This is a genomic window from Shewanella acanthi (genome assembly GCF_019457475.1).
In the GTDB taxonomy this organism is placed as follows: domain Bacteria; phylum Pseudomonadota; class Gammaproteobacteria; order Enterobacterales; family Shewanellaceae; genus Shewanella; species Shewanella acanthi.
In genome coordinates this window covers 436,686-451,628 of sequence record NZ_CP080413.1, presented here as the reverse complement: position 1 = coordinate 451,628, position 14,943 = coordinate 436,686, and the positions used below count along the sequence as shown (strand labels likewise).

Below are 14,943 nucleotides of genomic sequence, written 5' to 3'. Positions count from 1 at the left end.
GCAGTCATCTTAGTTACCTAGTTTTGCTGCGATGGCAGAAGATGCTGGCTTTGATGCCGTATCGACTTTAACCACGGCGCTTAAGCCTGGTAGTACGCGGGTCTCTTCGTTGGATAAGTCTAAGCGGATGCGAACTGGAATTCGCTGCACGATTTTAGTGAAGTTGCCAGTCGCATTTTCGGCGGGCAGTAAACTAAATTTGGCTCCTGAGGCCGGTGCGAGACTATCGATAACACCGTTAAAGGTTTTGTCGGGAAACGCATCGAGACTGACCTGCACCGACTGGCCGGGTTGCATATGTTGGATCTGGGTCTCTTTAAAGTTCGCCGTGATCCACACAGCCCCGTCTGGAACCAAACTGTAGATGGCTTGGCCTGGCTGTACATATTGCCCCACCATAGCGCCGCGTTTACCTATCACCCCTGAAAATGGTGCAGTTACGCGGGTATCATCGAGTTGAATTTTTGCAAGCTTCAGCGCGGCATCCGCCTGCTCAACCACTGAGTTGGCTTGAATTAATTGGGCATTGAAAACCGCCAGTTCTCGCTGTTTGGCCACCAGCACGGCGTTGGCTTGATCAAGACCCGCGGCGGCTGAATCGAAACCCGCCTGCAATTGATCAACATCGTCCTGCGAACTGTAGTTGCTCGCCTTTAACTTTTTAGAGCGGCTTAATTGTTGCTCGGCGCGCAGTTTATCGGCTTGAGCGGCAACCACACCGGCATTGGCTTGAGTGATCAGCGCACGTTGCAGTTCAATTTTGGCGCCAAGGGTCTGAACATCTGCCTGCGCACTGGCAAGTGACGCCTCAGCTTGACTCACCTTGGCCGTGAATTGGTTATCTTCTAACTGCGCCAGTAACTCGCCCTTGCGCACATGTTGGTTATCGGTCACATCGGATAGCACCACATAGCCCGGCACCTTCACACTCACATTGGAAATATCCGCCTCAACATAGGCGTTATCCGTTGATTCGATGAAACGTACCTGACTCCACCAGTAATATCCGCCCGCAGCTGCGGCAACGAGAACTAAAGGCAGGACAATAGCGAACTTACTTTTGGACATGAATGACTCCTTGATTAGTACCCACTAGTATACTACTGTCTCATCAAACTTATTAGATAGCTTAAAATCAACCCACTGTTCCACAGGTGTAACAATCATGGATCTCAATCGCGTGCAAATCTTCGCCCAAGTGGTCGAGCAAGGCAGCTTTACCGGTGCCGCAAAAGCCCTTGGCCTCACCAAAGCCACCGTCAGTCGTAAGATTGCCGAACTTGAGGCCGACACTGGTACCCAGCTGTTGTTTCGCACCACCCGAGCCCTCAAACTCACCGAGGCGGGATCGGGTTATTACAACAGGATCAATAAGATCTTGAGCGATCTACAGAGCGCCGAAAATCAGCTCAGCGCCCATCAGCAATTGATCAAAGGTAATCTCAAAATCGTCTGCCCTATAGAACTGGGACAGTTGTTTTTAGGACCCATTTTCGCGCAGTTTTTAGCCCTCTACCCCGAGATCACTATCGAAGCCGAATTGACTAATCGTAAAGTCGATGTCATTGAAGAAGGTATCGATCTGCTGTTTCAAATCACAGATGCTACCGATCATCGTCTGCAAACCTACTCTATGGTTAACGCCTACAAATCCTTAATGGCTAGCCCTGATTATCTTGCCAAACATGGCACACCAAAGGTGCCGCAGGATTTAGCCCAGCATAAAGCCATTCGATTACAATCAGCCCATATTGAGGGCGCGTGGAAATTATTCGATGGTAAATCATGGGTCGAAATAGAGCCCGTTGCACAACTGACGGTGAACAATGTGACGATTGCCCGTGAAGCGGCGATTGCAGGATTAGGGATCACTGCGGTTCCCTCGATCATTGCCCAAGAGGCCATTGAAAATGGCTATCTTGTCCCGCTACTCGACGATTACCCCATGGTGCAAACTAAGGTAGTACTTAGTTACCCCAAACGAGCCTATCTTCCGAGAAAATATCGAGTATTTATCGAGTTTATTTATGCTGCGCTCTTTAAACGTTGGGGCGCGCAAGTGCTTGAAGTACCAGACTTCGTGACTGGATTACCACAAATACAACCTGCCCGTTAAGCCCTAAGACAATGCCTACTCAGCGCATTGGCGCCTTCATATGTTCATTGCGGAAATTCATTAGCCCCTATAAGCTGAGATTGTAACAGGCAGCATTTAAGCGCTTGGTTTTCCTGATACAACTTATAAAAATACTACTTTAGATTTGGAGGGAACCTAATGAGCTTACTTAAAGAATTTAAGGCGTTTGCATCACGCGGTAACGTGATTGATATGGCGGTCGGTATTATCATCGGCGCGGCTTTTGGCAAGATAGTGTCATCCTTTGTCGCTGACATCATCATGCCTCCCATTGGTATGCTTCTCGGCGGAATGAACTTCAGCGATTTGAGCATAGTGCTTCAGGCCGCTCAAGGTGATACCCCCGCCGTCGTTATCGCCTATGGCAAATTTATTCAAACCGTGCTCGATTTTACCATCATCGCCTTTGCGATCTTTATGGGCTTAAAGGGCATAAACAGCCTCAAGCGCAAGGAAGAAGAAGCGCCAAAAGCGCCACCGGCACCGACCAAAGACCAAGAGTTACTCTCAGAAATCCGTGACTTACTCAAGGCGCAGCAGGATAAGTAGTTTAAGACTTCAAATCGAAATCCAATAAAAAACCATCGCTGACGATGGTTTTTTATTGGGCTCAAACATTGCAAGAATTGCTTCAAACAACCCCGAGCAAATTAACGCACTAACTATTTAAATACACAGTGTTTCGCGTAATCAGCCGCTTCGTTTGCAGTCCAGTCACCCGATGGCTTTTCTTTCATTTGTTTACACCATGCTTCACTGCCCACTTCTGGTGCACAGGCACTTAGCCCCGCCGTAAAAGCTAACACCAGAGACACTGTCGTCACTTTTGTCACAATAGATTTCAACGATGACATAGATAATTCCTTATAAGTGATACCCATCATGGGCGGTTAAAACGTTGATCGCTTTGCGATCCATTCAATTGCGTGGGCTTTTTGTTCCAGCGGAAACCAAGCTACCTCCCCCTGCATAAAGGGGCCGAGTAAACGCACAGCGTTACCGACCCAATCTGGGCCGCCAACAAATACGAGTGCTTCAAAATTCGGTAGCTGCACCTCGCCACTTCCCGTGAGCGATGCAAACTCCCACCCTTCGAGCAATACGTCGGCTTCAATATACAAACAAACTTGGCCCCAATCCTTACGGTAACTCTTAATTGCCGGTTGCAAACGGGTACGATAATCGGTGGAGGAAAGGCGTCCACTGGCAAAAAGACTGATAACACCTTTAGCAATATCGGGGATTTGGCATAACATAAAGGCACTCCGAATCGAGAACATGATTGCCCGCTCACGTTACGGCAGCACAAGCAATTATGCGAGCGATAATAACAAATCTAGTAGAAAGCCATAAGCAGTTATTGTTTGCTTATCAATTTACGCTGAAAAAGCGAGGTCTTGTTAACGTTTCGAGATTAGCTTTTGTAAGTTATGGCATGCTCAGTCCGCGAAGCAAGGGGACAGTGTAGTTACTCTACTCACATGATGAGTGACAAAACGAAGGTGCTTGTCAGCCCCCTTCGGGCAGTGTTTGGATGGAGTTTATGTTACGTTAGCATCTGTTTATGTCGGTTAACTACACAGTACAGACTTTACTTTGCATAGACTCCAACCAAAATGCAGTAAAACACCCCTTAAACGTCAACACACCTAACTTACTATGATAAAAATCTCAAACCGCGTTGAACTGCCTGAAAATGAAATTGAGTGGCAGTTTATCCGCTCAAGCGGTGCAGGCGGCCAAAACGTCAATAAGGTCTCTACCGCAGCCCAGTTAATATTCGATATCAGGGCCTCATCACTACCGGAGTTTTATCAGGAGCGACTACTGAATAAAGCCGACCATCGCATTACCCAAAGCGGCAAAATCATCATTAAATGCCAAGCCAGTCGCAGCCAAGATGACAATCGCCAAACCGCACTGGCGCAATTTATCGCTCTTGTGGCCAGTGTGGCCGAAGTGCCCAAAAAGCGGATTCCGACCCGCGCAACGAGAAGTAGTCAAACCAAGCGTCTCGATGCCAAAAAACAGCGGGGCGCCACCAAGGCAATGCGACAATTTAAACTAAGTTGATAACAGCTAAGAGTGTTTAAAAAGCGTGAGAGTTTTATCGGATTCAGCATGGATGACTAATGCAAAATCCTAATGAACAGGGTAAGTTAATGCCAATACCGTCGTTTGATGCACCTTAAAGGAAGGCAAAATGCACCACAAAATTCTGCTGATCAATGGGCCAAATTTAAATCTTCTTGGGCGCCGTGAGCCCAGTGTCTATGGCAATCAAACTTTAGCCGACATTGTTTCGCTTCTTAGTTCCCAAGCAAAAGCGGCGGGAATTGAGCTTGAGCATATCCAATCCAATGCCGAATTTGAGTTGATCAATGCCATCCACGCCACAGAGGCTGGATTTATTATTATCAATCCGGCGGCTTTTACCCATACTAGCGTTGCCCTGCGCGATGCCCTGCTTGGGGTGGATATTCCCTTTATCGAAGTGCATTTATCCAATGTGCATGCCCGAGAACCCTTCCGCCACCATTCATACCTGTCGGACAAAGCCGTCGGTGTAATTTGTGGTTTAGGCTCCCAAGGCTATGAGTTTGCCCTTACCGCCGCAATCAAAAGACTCAAGCAAATCTAATTTTTGCATTTGGTGCAGACCAACTAAGGAGCCGTGCATGACAATGGATGTGCGCAAAATTAAAAAGCTAATTGAAATGGTGCAAGAATCCGGCATTGCAGAGCTTTCCATCACCGAAGGCGACCAGTCGATTCGTATTATCAGTCAGGGTCCGCAGCCTACGGGCATAGCAGTAAACCCAAAGCCAGCTGCTTCTCAGGCAAAGCAGCCCATAGCAAAAATTGAGACTCCCGTTATCGCAGGATTTGTACAAACATCTCCAATGGTCGGCACCTTTTATGGAAAAACGTCACTAGGCAATACCCCCAAACTTGGCCAGCACGTTCTCAAGGGGGAAATCATCTGTACCATTGAAGCCATGCGGATGCAAAATCCCATAGAGGCTGAGCGCGATGGTATCATGGGTGCTTTCTGGGTGAAGGATGGCGATGAGGTCGTGTTCGATCAACCCCTATTTACTTTAATCTGAAGCCGTATTTTAGAGGTCATCATGTTATTAATTACTGGCGCAAGTAGTGGTTTAGGCGCGGCACTTGCCGCACGTTATGCAAAAGAAAATCAAGCCTTAACCCTAACTGGTCGTGATGCTAAACGCCTGCAAACCGTGGCTAATGCTCTCACGCCCTTTTCCACTGAGTCCATCGGCGCCATCGCAGCAGACTTAAGTGATGAGTTAAGTGTGCAATCACTGTTTGATGGCCTGACTTCACCCCCAAAAACCGTGATTCACTGTGCGGGCAGCGGCTATTTCGGCACAATTGCCAGCCAAAGTGCGAAGGACATCCAAGTCCTGCTCAATAACAATGTCACCTCAACCATTTTACTGCTGCGTGAACTTGTTAAACGCTATCAAGATCAAGCAGTAACTGTAGTCGTGGTAATGTCGACCGCCGCCCTCGCGGCCAAGGCGGGAGAATCAACTTACTGCGCCGCCAAATGGGCTGTCAGGGGCTTTATCGAATCTCTACGTTTAGAGCTAAAGCAAAGTCCGATGAAAATCATCGCGGTTTACCCAGGCGGTATGGACACTGACTTCTGGCCAAGTAGCGGTAAAACCCTCGATACCTCAAACTTTATGTCCGCCGATGAAGCGGCTGGTATGCTCAAACAGGCATTGCTCGCCACCGAGCATGGTTATATTTCAGATATTACCATTCAACGGGGTTAAACTGGTGATATCGCCCAAACAAGCGTCCGTTTAACCAGTTATTCGATGCAATGTTCACTTCAGGCTCGGAGCGGTGCCTATTCTAGGTTTAAGCCAGCCACCACACATTAACCCATCAAGGGATGATAACGGGTGGCATAGCCTTTATGCGCAAATACTTTACCCAACAAGATTAGTGAGCGGTTAAGTCTTAACTAGCTTTTCATTCCCCATTAGGACCAATAATTAGCCAACCTTTTAAAATTTAGTACTTTCTCGCTAACGAGTTTAACTCATCAATAAGTTGCGCAAGATTGACATTCATTGCCCGTCCAAGCGCTATACCATTGCGCTCTGCACCTATAAAAGCCTCAGAAAATTGCGCCGTACCCATAGTGCGAATCAAATTATTATATATAACCTGGTTGTCACGTTTATCGACCAACTGGTAGTTCATGGAAATATGAGGAGACATAGAAAGACCGGGATCAAATTCCACATTAGTTAACGTACTTACCAACATAAAACTACCTGTTTCTGCAGGTGCTATAAGCCTTGCATCGTTAAGTGCGAATTCAATATCTTTGGTCAAAATTTCCGCTCTGACAGCGAATTGCTCAGATGTAATCTGCACAGGAGCAACGCTTATCTGTCCAGTAAAGTTGCTATAGGGGTCAATATTGAAATTTGAAATGCGCTGAGCTTCGTTACTGTCAAACGAGACATAGGTTGGTTCTCGTGGACCAGACGCACAGCCGGTGATAATAAACGTAATTACAACTAAAAAAATTCTTAAAATCATATAAATATACTCCCAAAAAAAAGCCGCTTAAAATCTTAGCGGCTTTCAAACTGCATTTTTACAAACTGAATTTCGACACCATGTCTTCAACAACCTGACGCATCAGCTTGTCATGAATGGCTCTTCGCCGATCTGCAGGACTCGCTCCGGTAGATAAGGCTTCACTTGAGCCTTGCAATAACTCCGGTGTGCTATCCTGCTCCTGTAACGGGGAGTAAGCGTTACAGAAACCCTCTGCACAATATATTGCGGTTTTTGTTTCAATCAGCTCGTTATTGTCCAAAGACTGCTGATGGTTCCATTCGTAAAACCAAATTGCGCGGCCATTTTCAACTAAAGTAACACTTGAGTTGATAGTGGCACTTAACACCTCATTGGCACCTAAAACTGACATTTCATTACGTTTTGCAATGTTATCTAGCTGACTGGCAATAGCAGGTGTCACAGCCGCCGCTTTCTGCTTTCTCAGTTTGGCATCAGTTTCCTGATAACGACGTTCCCAACGGGCATCCTGTCCGGCTTTAGAGGTAGAACGCTCTAAAGAATTAATCTGAAACAAAGCATCTGCTTGTAACTGTGTTGCCGCCTCTAAGTGCGTTTTGGCAACTTGCATTTCATTTTGCAGTACTTTCCAACTGATAACCCCATACCCTGCTTTTGCCAATGAACGCTCGATTTGTGCCATTTCAACGCCACAAGCTGTTTGCATGACGTTAGTTTCCGCTTTAGCGTTACCGCTGCGTTCGGTCTGCGACTCGCTAATACAATGATCAGGCGCTTTAACTGCTATCGTCTTAATTTTGTGAAAACTAGAAGAAAAATCCGTCCCTTTAGTAATAATTGGTGGTGTGGTTTGCGCTTCATTCACACGAAATGTTGAATCCACTAAATAGTAATTAACGGAACTACAACCAGATAGACCAATTCCTACCGTTAAGATACTTGCAAGCAATCCCAGCTTTTTCATAGCGTCCCCTTTTTTTATTTGCAACTTAATTAATATGCCAAGTTAAATCAGGCGGTGTACTCACCCGCAATTGGCGGGCGATAATAAATCCATCGCGATTAAAGGCCTGCAAATCAGCACAAGATGTTTCGAACTGAAACCTAATGCTACGACCTGTTTTAAGCATTTCAGCCAGAACAGTACCACCAGCGTAGAGCACTGTATTGCCATCATCACTACATGGCGTTGCGATTATTTTTTCCACTGTCTGGCCTGAATTATTAATAACAATGAGCTCCGCTGGCTTTATTTTAGGTGCCGAACTACTACAAGCACTTAGCAATAAAACACTCAACGCAGAGAAAACAATTGATTTGTACGGCATATGGATTCCCACGACTCGTATTAAAAATCATAAAAAGAACAGAAAATCATACAAATATAAAACAACGGATTAACGTATAAGACCCATATAGGATCCTGTAAAGGTTGGATGGAATAACAACAAGAGTGTGTTTTACACTGAAAACCACAACGCCGCCCAGCCACAGGTAAGCTTCCAAGAGTTAAACCTAGGCCAAAAAACGCCATCATTAGTGGGATTCTAATCGACCCGACTTAAGTCATTGGAGTACAGTTGACGCAAGGTAATTTGTACAAACAAAAAATTCCATTGCAGCGATACCCAGTCCCAGCCAAACATCGCGATTGTTAGGGATTTCAAGCTCATTCTTGGTGCGGGCGTTTGGTGATGCAGCTATATTGGGCGCAACATAGATGAATCATCACAGCAGAAATAGTTTCGATAATCGCCACAATGCCAATGTAGGCGCACCAGCCTAGGATTCATCACACCCAAGTCGCAAAGGGCGCACCGAAGATGGTCGCTAGCATTAATCCAATCATCACTCACCAAACGGCGTGCACCCTCATTTCGGGCTGCACAAACGAAGCGGCAAGCAACAGGGTCGCCCCCAAAAAACGCCGTGGGGTAAACCACTTAAAAAGTAAAAACACACTAGCCAACGTAGATTCAGAACAAAATTGCTAAAGCCGTTAGCGATTGCTATTGGCGCCACTAAACCAATCAGCGTAGTGATTCGCCTAATCCTGTCCCAAGTTTCATAACGATCGGTTAACCCACGACCACAACGATGGCATAAGCACGTATGAACAACTCATCTGGACCACTCTCACCCTTAAGTCATCTAGGGCTTGAGGCGCTAAGGTTGTAGCAGCAAATTTAGTAACTCCTAAGGCAGAATGAAAAGGCCAAGGACAATAATACCCAAAGGGACGTGTGCTTTTTGGTGGGTTGATAGTAGCTATTGCAAGGGATTTTGGGGCTATTCAGTAAATGATGGTATGTTTCAATATTTTCTTCGCGACTGTGTAAAACGATAACTTGCGTCGAAAACAATTTGGGGGCCTTAAGGCTCCAACTGTGCCTCTATGGGTAAATCAGACTATTTGACGAGTTGTTCTTGATAGGATTGGCTATCCCAATCGAAGGCATAGAGAACGCCCTGCCATTCGTATAGGGTTCTACCTTCATGCTGCACAAGTTTAGCATTTGCAGGCAGACTCGAAACACTGCGCCCTCTTGGTAGCGATATTTCATGATTTATAGCACTGCGACCATCAGGCTGCCCATTTGCGCCCAATGTCGTAGGCATCACTTGGCTTGACACCATTCTTTCAGTCTCTTGAGCCCCCAGCTCTTGCGAAGCGTATTGCATACTGGTTGTCACTTGGGTTGGCGCAGAGCGATAAACCTCTGACTCATTTGCTCTTAAAGGGAGCGAAATTCCAATTCCTGAATAGGGACCATTCCAATACACTGAGCCGCCATTGTTCCAGCCATTTCCATACCAGCCATTGTTATAAAAACCATTGATCCATCCCCATCCCGTCGCCAGACTTAAGCCTAAACCAAGCCCCCAAGGATAATAGGGTCGGTAAGGGTAATATCTGTGATGATGCCTGTGATGATTCTGACCGTGGCGGTTTTTTTCGTAAACGTTTGGCCTATAGTGATTGCTTATATGCCCTCCTCTGTCTGCACTAACACCCGCAGCATGGACCAACGTTGACATCATTAAAAGTGGTATGAGGGACATGAGTACGGCGCATTTGCTAATGGGCAGCTTTGAGCAAACCATCTTTGCCCATAGGTTTTTAAGATAATATTTATCTAGGGGAACCTTTGAAAATCGCAACATATCCACCTCGATGTGCCACATTTGACCGCCGCTGAGATTGTCATTTTACGCTTCTTACTGGCGAAGATCACTGAATTGGTTAACCCTAAAACAGAAAAATGCTATAGTGCGCGCCACACGGATTTCCACAGCAGAGGCTATTTCCACATGAGTTTTAAGGATTTACGCAGCTTTATCGACCATCTGGAAGCCAATGGCGAACTAAAACGCATTAGCTACCCCGTTGATCCTCATTTAGAAATGACAGAGATCGCCGATCGCGTTCTGCGCGCTCAAGGCCCTGCACTGCTATTTGAAAATCCAACCAATCATTCGATGCCAGTTCTGGCGAACCTCTTCGGTACGCCTAAACGTGTGGCTATGGCGCTGGGTAAGGAAGACCCGCTCGCCCTTCGCGATGTAGGTGAACTGCTGGCCTTTTTAAAAGAGCCTGAGCCACCGCGCGGTTTTAAAGACGTCATCGCCAAGATTCCGATGTTCAAGCAAGCCTTGAATATGCCCCCAAAAACCGTGCGTAACCCAAGCTGCCAACAGGTAGTGATTACCGGTGATGATGTGGATTTAACCAAATTACCTATTCAGCACTGCTGGCCGGGCGACGTTGCGCCGCTAGTGACCTGGGGATTAACCATCACTAAGGGGCCGCGTAAGAATCGCCAAAACTTAGGTATTTACCGCCAACAGCTGCTGGGTAAAAACAAACTTATCATGCGCTGGTTGTCCCACCGCGGCGGCGCCCTCGACTTTGCCGACTTTAAAAAGCAGTTCCCTGGCGAGCGTTATCCTGTGGTCGTCGCCTTAGGCTCAGATCCCGTGACCATTTTAGGCGCAGTCACCCCTGTGCCCGATGCCATGAGCGAATACGCCTTCGCGGGTTTGTTGCGTGGCGAACGCACCGAAGTTTGTCAGGCACTTAGCTGCGATTTAGAGGTCCCAGCGACGAGTGAGATGATTCTCGAGGGTTATATTGATCCTGAGGAAATGGCCGAAGAAGGTCCCTATGGCGATCACACTGGTTACTACAACGAGACAGACAAATTCCCAGTCTTTACCGTGACCCATATAACTCACCGTAAGGACCCGATTTACCACAGCACTTACACGGGTCGTCCGCCCGATGAGCCAGCCATGTTAGGTCTGGCACTCAACGAAGTGTTTGTGCCGATTCTGCGTAAGCAATATCCAGAGATTGTCGATTTCTACCTACCGCCCGAGGGCTGCTCCTATCGTATGGCGGTAATTTCGATTCGTAAGGAATACCCAGGTCATGCAAAGAGAGTGATGATGGGAGCCTGGTCCTTCCTACGTCAGTTTATGTACACCAAGTTTATTGTGATTGTGGATGACGATGTGAATTGCCGCGACTGGCACGATGTGATTTGGGCCATTACCACCCGCATGGATCCCAAACGCGATACCGTGATGGTGGATAACACCCCAATCGATTACCTCGACTTTGCCTCGCCGGTTTCGGGCCTAGGTTCAAAGATGGGACTCGACGCCACCAATAAGTGGGAAGGCGAAACTACCCGCGAGTGGGGCACACCAATCGTGATGGATCCGAAGGTGAAACAGAAAATTGATGATATCTGGAATGAGCTAGGTATAGACGACAGCCCAACCCTATAATTCAGCTTAAGCTCAACAAAACCGCTTAAGCCAAGAGAACAAGCCTACCAAGGGCGATTAAAATGACACCTGCCTCCATAGAGGTGCAAAGGAAGTTTGATGAAGACCATACGTTGTAAGATAGAGAAAGTTAGCCCATTTAACGATGCCGTTTATCAGGTATTGTTATCACCAGAAACCGCCTTCGATTTTAAGGCGGGACAATACCTGTGTATCGTCATGGGCGAAAAAGATAAACGCCCTTTCTCTATCGCCTCGGCCCCTAATGCCGAATTCATCGAACTGCATATCGGTGCCGCGGTAAGCGAAAGCTACCCAATGCAAGTGGTTGAAAAGTTGCGTACTAGCACGCACATCGATATCGAAGCGCCTGGCGGCGAAGCTTATTTACGCGAAGAAAGCCATCGCCCACGTCTGTTGATTGCTGGCGGTACAGGTTTCTCTTACATCAAAAGTATTGTTGAGCAGCAAATCGCTTTAAAACAAAAAATTGAAACCACTCTTTACTGGGGCTGCCGCACTCCAGATGCCATGTACTATGAGTCTATCGCCCGTGAGTGGCACGACGCTCACCCATGGCTGCACTTTGTACCAGTAGTAGAAGAAGCACCCGTTGAATGGCAGGGTAAAATCGCCAACCTGCTTACCCAAATCAAACAGGATTTCGTGAGCCTCAATGGCTATGACATCTATATCGCGGGTCGATTCGATATGGTGGGTGCGGCGCGTGAAAACTTCCGTCAAATGGGTGTGGATGAAGCGCATCTCTACGGTGATGCGTTCGCATTTATCAAATAATGCGATGATTTGTTTGCGGGTTGTCTCGCATAGCCACAAAGGCTAATTGGCCACATTAAACCCTAGCCTTGGCTGGGGTTTTGTTTTTACGGCGTGCCGTAATTGTCAGATAGCTTGCAAAGAAGCCACTCAAAGCACCGACAAAAAGTCTACGATAGAGATTAACAATTCCATTGTTGTACTAAATACCTAGTAAAGTTAGCCCGAAAAATTAATCAGCGAATTTTTCGATAATATCCTTTTGCATGGCTTCAATCAGCTCGCGATTCGCGGCTTGAGGTAACAGGGGATTATCGAGATAGAACAAGGTTCTTTTACTGAATTTGGCCTTAGCAAAGGCTGCTTGATGAGCGGGAAAACCAAAGAACAGCGCGTCAAAGGAGCCATCTTTATGTGCCTCCTCTAGACCAAATTGCAAGCGCTCGGCGAGCAATGGATTGTTTTTCGAAACAAAAAAGTAAATTGCCGCGGGATACACCACACCCAAATGATCATCGGCAATGACATCTGACTTAGGGCGCTCATCTATTTCGCTGTAGATTTCAGTCACCGCCCGCGGGAAATAATAGCCCTTATGCTGGGCGAGTTCTTTGTACATATCTCCTTCGTCCACATCGCTACGCACCAAAAAGCGATTCACCCGCATAATGGCGGTATCGGGCCAATCGCGCCCTAACAAGGCTGGCCAAGCGGCTAATTGTTCACGACTTTTGAGTGCAACAAAGCGTTGTTGATCACTCTGATTAATCGCAAACAGTCGGATACCATACATGCCCTTAGCCAAGGGAAAGCGCACAGGAAGCATATCCACTTCGCGGGCATAGGAGGTCATAGTCCAAAAAACGCTAATGCGGCCTTTGTTTAACTCACGGATTTGGCGATTCTGGGAAATATCAATATCGATGGGATTTAATGCAAACTCACCATATCGCACGGAGGATTTTTCCAGTGCCAATTTAAGCACTTCGATAAAATACACATTATTGGGGTTACGCTTGATGGATGAGGCATCGACGTAACTCACGACTGTCGTGGCCTCGGAGGCGACCACAGGTGTAGACAGAGCAAATCCAGCCAAATATCCCCAGATAATCAGCCAATAAGCATAAATTTGTCGAAAACGCCGGCAGCCCATTCGAGCAGTCAATCCTTTCATATCCTATTCCGTGCGGCTCCCTTACAGCTGTTGGGATTTTTTACGTTGCTTATCACTATACATGGCCTGATCAGCAGCGTGGAGCAGGTCACTAATGTCTCTAGCATCCTGCGGATAACAAGCTATCCCAAAGCTTAAACTAACCTCAATCGGGGTCGCATCATAGGTAAAAGGTGTTAAACAGGCCTGCTCAAGCTTTTGACGAACAAGTTCGATTTCAGTCATGCTGTATACTCGAGGCAGAATAATCAGAAACTCATCTCCCCCAAGGCGAGCCACCGTATCCGAACCACGTAGTGATTGCTTAAGTCTTTGTGCAACTTCTTTTAACAACGCATCCCCCGCATTATGCCCAAGAGTATCGTTTACTTGCTTAAAGCGATTTAAATCAATATTGATGATAGTAAAACGGCCATCTGCATCGGTGAGTTGGTCTAACACCATCATGGCATAACGCCGATTAGGTAACTTAGTTAATACATCCTGCAACGCGACCTGGTTTGCTAAACGGTAAGCTTGGAAGATAAAAATAAAGCTGATTAAAAATGAAATGGCAATAGAGTAGCCAGCAACTCGGGCAATATTATCCTTAGCCAATTTAGAAAGTGGACGAGTTTGATGCTTATCAGAATGGTTTATCCCTATCAACCAGCTGCCACTGGCGAGATTAACTGACTCTGTCACCAAAGGGTCATCAAAGACCCGAGCATCACCTAAAAATACTGGGCCTGATGCCCCCGTCGCATTCAGACCACGAATCGCAATTTGAATATTGTCGGGGAGATCGAATACCCCTGCATCTTTAAAAAGAGTATTAATATCAATAACTACACTACAATGCCCCCAATATTGGGTATTGAAGGGAGGATCAAAATACAACGGCATTCGGCCAATCACCGCCTCGCCTCCTTGAACTAACAGCAAGGGGCCTGAAATACTTAATCGTTGGGATTGTCTTGCCTGTACTATGCTCGCCCATTGCATGGGATTGTCATGAAAATCAAGCCCGATAACCCGCTCATTTCCTGCTAAGGGATACACAAAGGCAATCACATCGTTGGGTGCCACACTGATATTGCGAATGTGTTCGCCCTTTCGCACCAATAACTTAGCAACTTGCTCCCATTGAGCGGGCCCCGCATTAGGCGCAAAGGTAATTAGCGTTGCCATACTATCGGCGAGAAACAACTCAGCATTAACTTCCGCCTCAATATTGGCGCGGATAAGTGATAGGCGCTGAGCCAGCTTTTCAAGCTCTTGCGCTTCGGTATTACGGGAATAACTGCTTTGTAAATACTCCACAGTACTAAAAGACAACAGCAAGTAGAGTAAAACGAACAGCATGAGGCCGACATTGGTTTTAGTTGTTGTTATAAACGGCATGTTATTTCACATTATATTTACATAGCTTAATCATAAACCCTCAGGCAAGCTAATGAAAATAATTACTTACAATTGCATGATA

At 46.6% G+C, this 14,943-nt stretch carries 17 protein-coding genes; 8 read left to right on the top strand and 9 right to left on the bottom strand.

The genetic code is table 11. The annotated features are described in order from the left end of the window. Positions 1 to 9: 9 nt before the first annotated feature. On the bottom strand, positions 10 to 1,068 hold the full coding sequence (locus K0H61_RS01940; protein ID WP_220051098.1) for an HlyD family secretion protein: 1,059 nt from the start codon (positions 1,066 to 1,068) through the stop codon (positions 10 to 12). Between the two features lie 97 nt (positions 1,069 to 1,165). Here K0H61_RS01940 and K0H61_RS01935 point away from each other — a divergent pair, with 97 nt between their 5' ends. Then, entirely contained in the window at positions 1,166 to 2,116 is a 951-nt protein-coding gene (locus tag K0H61_RS01935) for a LysR family transcriptional regulator (RefSeq protein WP_220051097.1), read from the top strand. A 159-nt stretch (positions 2,117 to 2,275) separates the two neighbouring features. Next, entirely contained in the window at positions 2,276 to 2,686 is a 411-nt protein-coding gene (gene mscL / locus K0H61_RS01930; RefSeq protein WP_220051096.1) for a large-conductance mechanosensitive channel protein MscL, read from the top strand. A 113-nt stretch (positions 2,687 to 2,799) separates the two neighbouring features. On the opposite strand, the gene K0H61_RS01925 is transcribed toward mscL, so the two are convergent. After that, positions 2,800 to 2,991 (bottom strand): DUF3012 domain-containing protein, encoded by a 192-nt coding sequence (locus K0H61_RS01925; protein WP_220051095.1) that lies wholly within the window; start codon positions 2,989 to 2,991, stop codon positions 2,800 to 2,802. A 36-nt stretch (positions 2,992 to 3,027) separates the two neighbouring features. Next, the gene (locus K0H61_RS01920; RefSeq protein ID WP_220051094.1) at positions 3,028 to 3,393 is read right to left on the bottom strand and encodes a SpoIIAA family protein; all 366 of its coding nucleotides are present in this window, start codon (positions 3,391 to 3,393) and stop codon (positions 3,028 to 3,030) included. Positions 3,394 to 3,796: 403 nt separating this feature from the next. On the opposite strand from K0H61_RS01920, the gene arfB reads away from it, so the two are divergent. The 4 genes from arfB (at position 3,797) to K0H61_RS01900 (ending at position 5,946) form a co-directional block, all read left to right on the top strand. After that, positions 3,797 to 4,210, top strand: coding sequence for an alternative ribosome rescue aminoacyl-tRNA hydrolase ArfB (gene arfB, locus K0H61_RS01915; protein ID WP_220051093.1), 414 nt, complete (start codon positions 3,797 to 3,799; stop codon positions 4,208 to 4,210). 130 nt (positions 4,211 to 4,340) lie between these two features. After that, complete coding sequence (gene aroQ, locus K0H61_RS01910) at positions 4,341 to 4,778, top strand: type II 3-dehydroquinate dehydratase (protein ID WP_220051092.1); 438 nt, start codon at positions 4,341 to 4,343, stop codon at positions 4,776 to 4,778. 37 nt (positions 4,779 to 4,815) lie between these two features. After that, positions 4,816 to 5,247, top strand: a complete 432-nt coding sequence (locus tag K0H61_RS01905; protein ID WP_220051091.1) for an acetyl-CoA carboxylase biotin carboxyl carrier protein — start codon at positions 4,816 to 4,818, stop codon at positions 5,245 to 5,247. A 21-nt stretch (positions 5,248 to 5,268) separates the two neighbouring features. Beyond that, positions 5,269 to 5,946 carry an SDR family NAD(P)-dependent oxidoreductase gene (locus K0H61_RS01900; protein ID WP_220051090.1) on the top strand — a complete coding sequence of 226 codons (678 nt, stop codon included), beginning with the start codon at positions 5,269 to 5,271 and terminating at the stop codon, positions 5,944 to 5,946. Between the two features lie 244 nt (positions 5,947 to 6,190). On the opposite strand, the gene K0H61_RS01895 is transcribed toward K0H61_RS01900, so the two are convergent. From K0H61_RS01895 to K0H61_RS01880, 4 genes are all read right to left on the bottom strand, one after another. After that, positions 6,191 to 6,727: a hypothetical protein gene (locus K0H61_RS01895; protein ID WP_220051089.1), complete on the bottom strand. Its 537-nt coding sequence runs from the start codon at positions 6,725 to 6,727 to the stop codon at positions 6,191 to 6,193. A gap of 58 nt (positions 6,728 to 6,785) precedes the next feature. Continuing rightward, positions 6,786 to 7,694 (bottom strand): hypothetical protein, encoded by a 909-nt coding sequence (locus K0H61_RS01890; RefSeq protein ID WP_220051088.1) that lies wholly within the window; start codon positions 7,692 to 7,694, stop codon positions 6,786 to 6,788. 25 nt (positions 7,695 to 7,719) lie between these two features. Further along, the gene (locus K0H61_RS01885) at positions 7,720 to 8,058 is read right to left on the bottom strand and encodes a YajG family lipoprotein (RefSeq protein WP_220051087.1); all 339 of its coding nucleotides are present in this window, start codon (positions 8,056 to 8,058) and stop codon (positions 7,720 to 7,722) included. 1,081 nt (positions 8,059 to 9,139) lie between these two features. Further along, the gene (locus K0H61_RS01880) at positions 9,140 to 9,793 is read right to left on the bottom strand and encodes a hypothetical protein (RefSeq protein WP_220051086.1); all 654 of its coding nucleotides are present in this window, start codon (positions 9,791 to 9,793) and stop codon (positions 9,140 to 9,142) included. Between the two features lie 249 nt (positions 9,794 to 10,042). Between K0H61_RS01880 and ubiD the strand changes: the two genes are divergently transcribed. Then, positions 10,043 to 11,524, top strand: a complete 1,482-nt coding sequence (ubiD, locus tag K0H61_RS01875) for a 4-hydroxy-3-polyprenylbenzoate decarboxylase (protein WP_220052388.1) — start codon at positions 10,043 to 10,045, stop codon at positions 11,522 to 11,524. A 99-nt stretch (positions 11,525 to 11,623) separates the two neighbouring features. Further along, the gene (fre, locus tag K0H61_RS01870; RefSeq protein ID WP_220051085.1) at positions 11,624 to 12,322 is read left to right on the top strand and encodes an NAD(P)H-flavin reductase; all 699 of its coding nucleotides are present in this window, start codon (positions 11,624 to 11,626) and stop codon (positions 12,320 to 12,322) included. A gap of 211 nt (positions 12,323 to 12,533) precedes the next feature. Here the strand turns inward: fre and K0H61_RS01865 are convergent, their stop codons facing one another. Together K0H61_RS01865 and K0H61_RS01860 are read right to left on the bottom strand one after the other, a co-directional pair. Continuing rightward, complete coding sequence (locus tag K0H61_RS01865) at positions 12,534 to 13,478, bottom strand: transporter substrate-binding domain-containing protein (RefSeq protein ID WP_220051084.1); 945 nt, start codon at positions 13,476 to 13,478, stop codon at positions 12,534 to 12,536. Between the two features lie 21 nt (positions 13,479 to 13,499). After that, entirely contained in the window at positions 13,500 to 14,861 is a 1,362-nt protein-coding gene (locus tag K0H61_RS01860) for a diguanylate cyclase domain-containing protein (protein ID WP_220051083.1), read from the bottom strand. Positions 14,862 to 14,943: the final 82 nt, after the last annotated feature.

Bases quoted from the DNA above. Each gene is read 5' to 3' on its own strand.
- K0H61_RS01940 (WP_220051098.1), bottom strand. From the start codon at position 1,068: ATGTCCAAAAGTAAGTTCGCTATTGTCCTGCCTTTAGTTCTCGTTGCC.
- K0H61_RS01935 (WP_220051097.1), top strand. From the start codon at position 1,166: ATGGATCTCAATCGCGTGCAAATCTTCGCCCAAGTGGTCGAGCAAGGC.
- mscL (WP_220051096.1), top strand. From the start codon at position 2,276: ATGAGCTTACTTAAAGAATTTAAGGCGTTTGCATCACGCGGTAACGTG.
- K0H61_RS01925 (WP_220051095.1), bottom strand. From the start codon at position 2,991: ATGTCATCGTTGAAATCTATTGTGACAAAAGTGACGACAGTGTCTCTG.
- K0H61_RS01920 (WP_220051094.1), bottom strand. From the start codon at position 3,393: ATGTTATGCCAAATCCCCGATATTGCTAAAGGTGTTATCAGTCTTTTT.
- arfB (WP_220051093.1), top strand. From the start codon at position 3,797: ATGATAAAAATCTCAAACCGCGTTGAACTGCCTGAAAATGAAATTGAG.
- aroQ (WP_220051092.1), top strand. From the start codon at position 4,341: ATGCACCACAAAATTCTGCTGATCAATGGGCCAAATTTAAATCTTCTT.
- K0H61_RS01905 (WP_220051091.1), top strand. From the start codon at position 4,816: ATGACAATGGATGTGCGCAAAATTAAAAAGCTAATTGAAATGGTGCAA.
- K0H61_RS01900 (WP_220051090.1), top strand. From the start codon at position 5,269: ATGTTATTAATTACTGGCGCAAGTAGTGGTTTAGGCGCGGCACTTGCC.
- K0H61_RS01895 (WP_220051089.1), bottom strand. From the start codon at position 6,727: ATGATTTTAAGAATTTTTTTAGTTGTAATTACGTTTATTATCACCGGC.
- K0H61_RS01890 (WP_220051088.1), bottom strand. From the start codon at position 7,694: ATGAAAAAGCTGGGATTGCTTGCAAGTATCTTAACGGTAGGAATTGGT.
- K0H61_RS01885 (WP_220051087.1), bottom strand. From the start codon at position 8,058: ATGCCGTACAAATCAATTGTTTTCTCTGCGTTGAGTGTTTTATTGCTA.
- K0H61_RS01880 (WP_220051086.1), bottom strand. From the start codon at position 9,793: ATGTCCCTCATACCACTTTTAATGATGTCAACGTTGGTCCATGCTGCG.
- ubiD (WP_220052388.1), top strand. From the start codon at position 10,043: ATGAGTTTTAAGGATTTACGCAGCTTTATCGACCATCTGGAAGCCAAT.
- fre (WP_220051085.1), top strand. From the start codon at position 11,624: ATGAAGACCATACGTTGTAAGATAGAGAAAGTTAGCCCATTTAACGAT.
- K0H61_RS01865 (WP_220051084.1), bottom strand. From the start codon at position 13,478: ATGAAAGGATTGACTGCTCGAATGGGCTGCCGGCGTTTTCGACAAATT.
- K0H61_RS01860 (WP_220051083.1), bottom strand. From the start codon at position 14,861: ATGCCGTTTATAACAACAACTAAAACCAATGTCGGCCTCATGCTGTTC.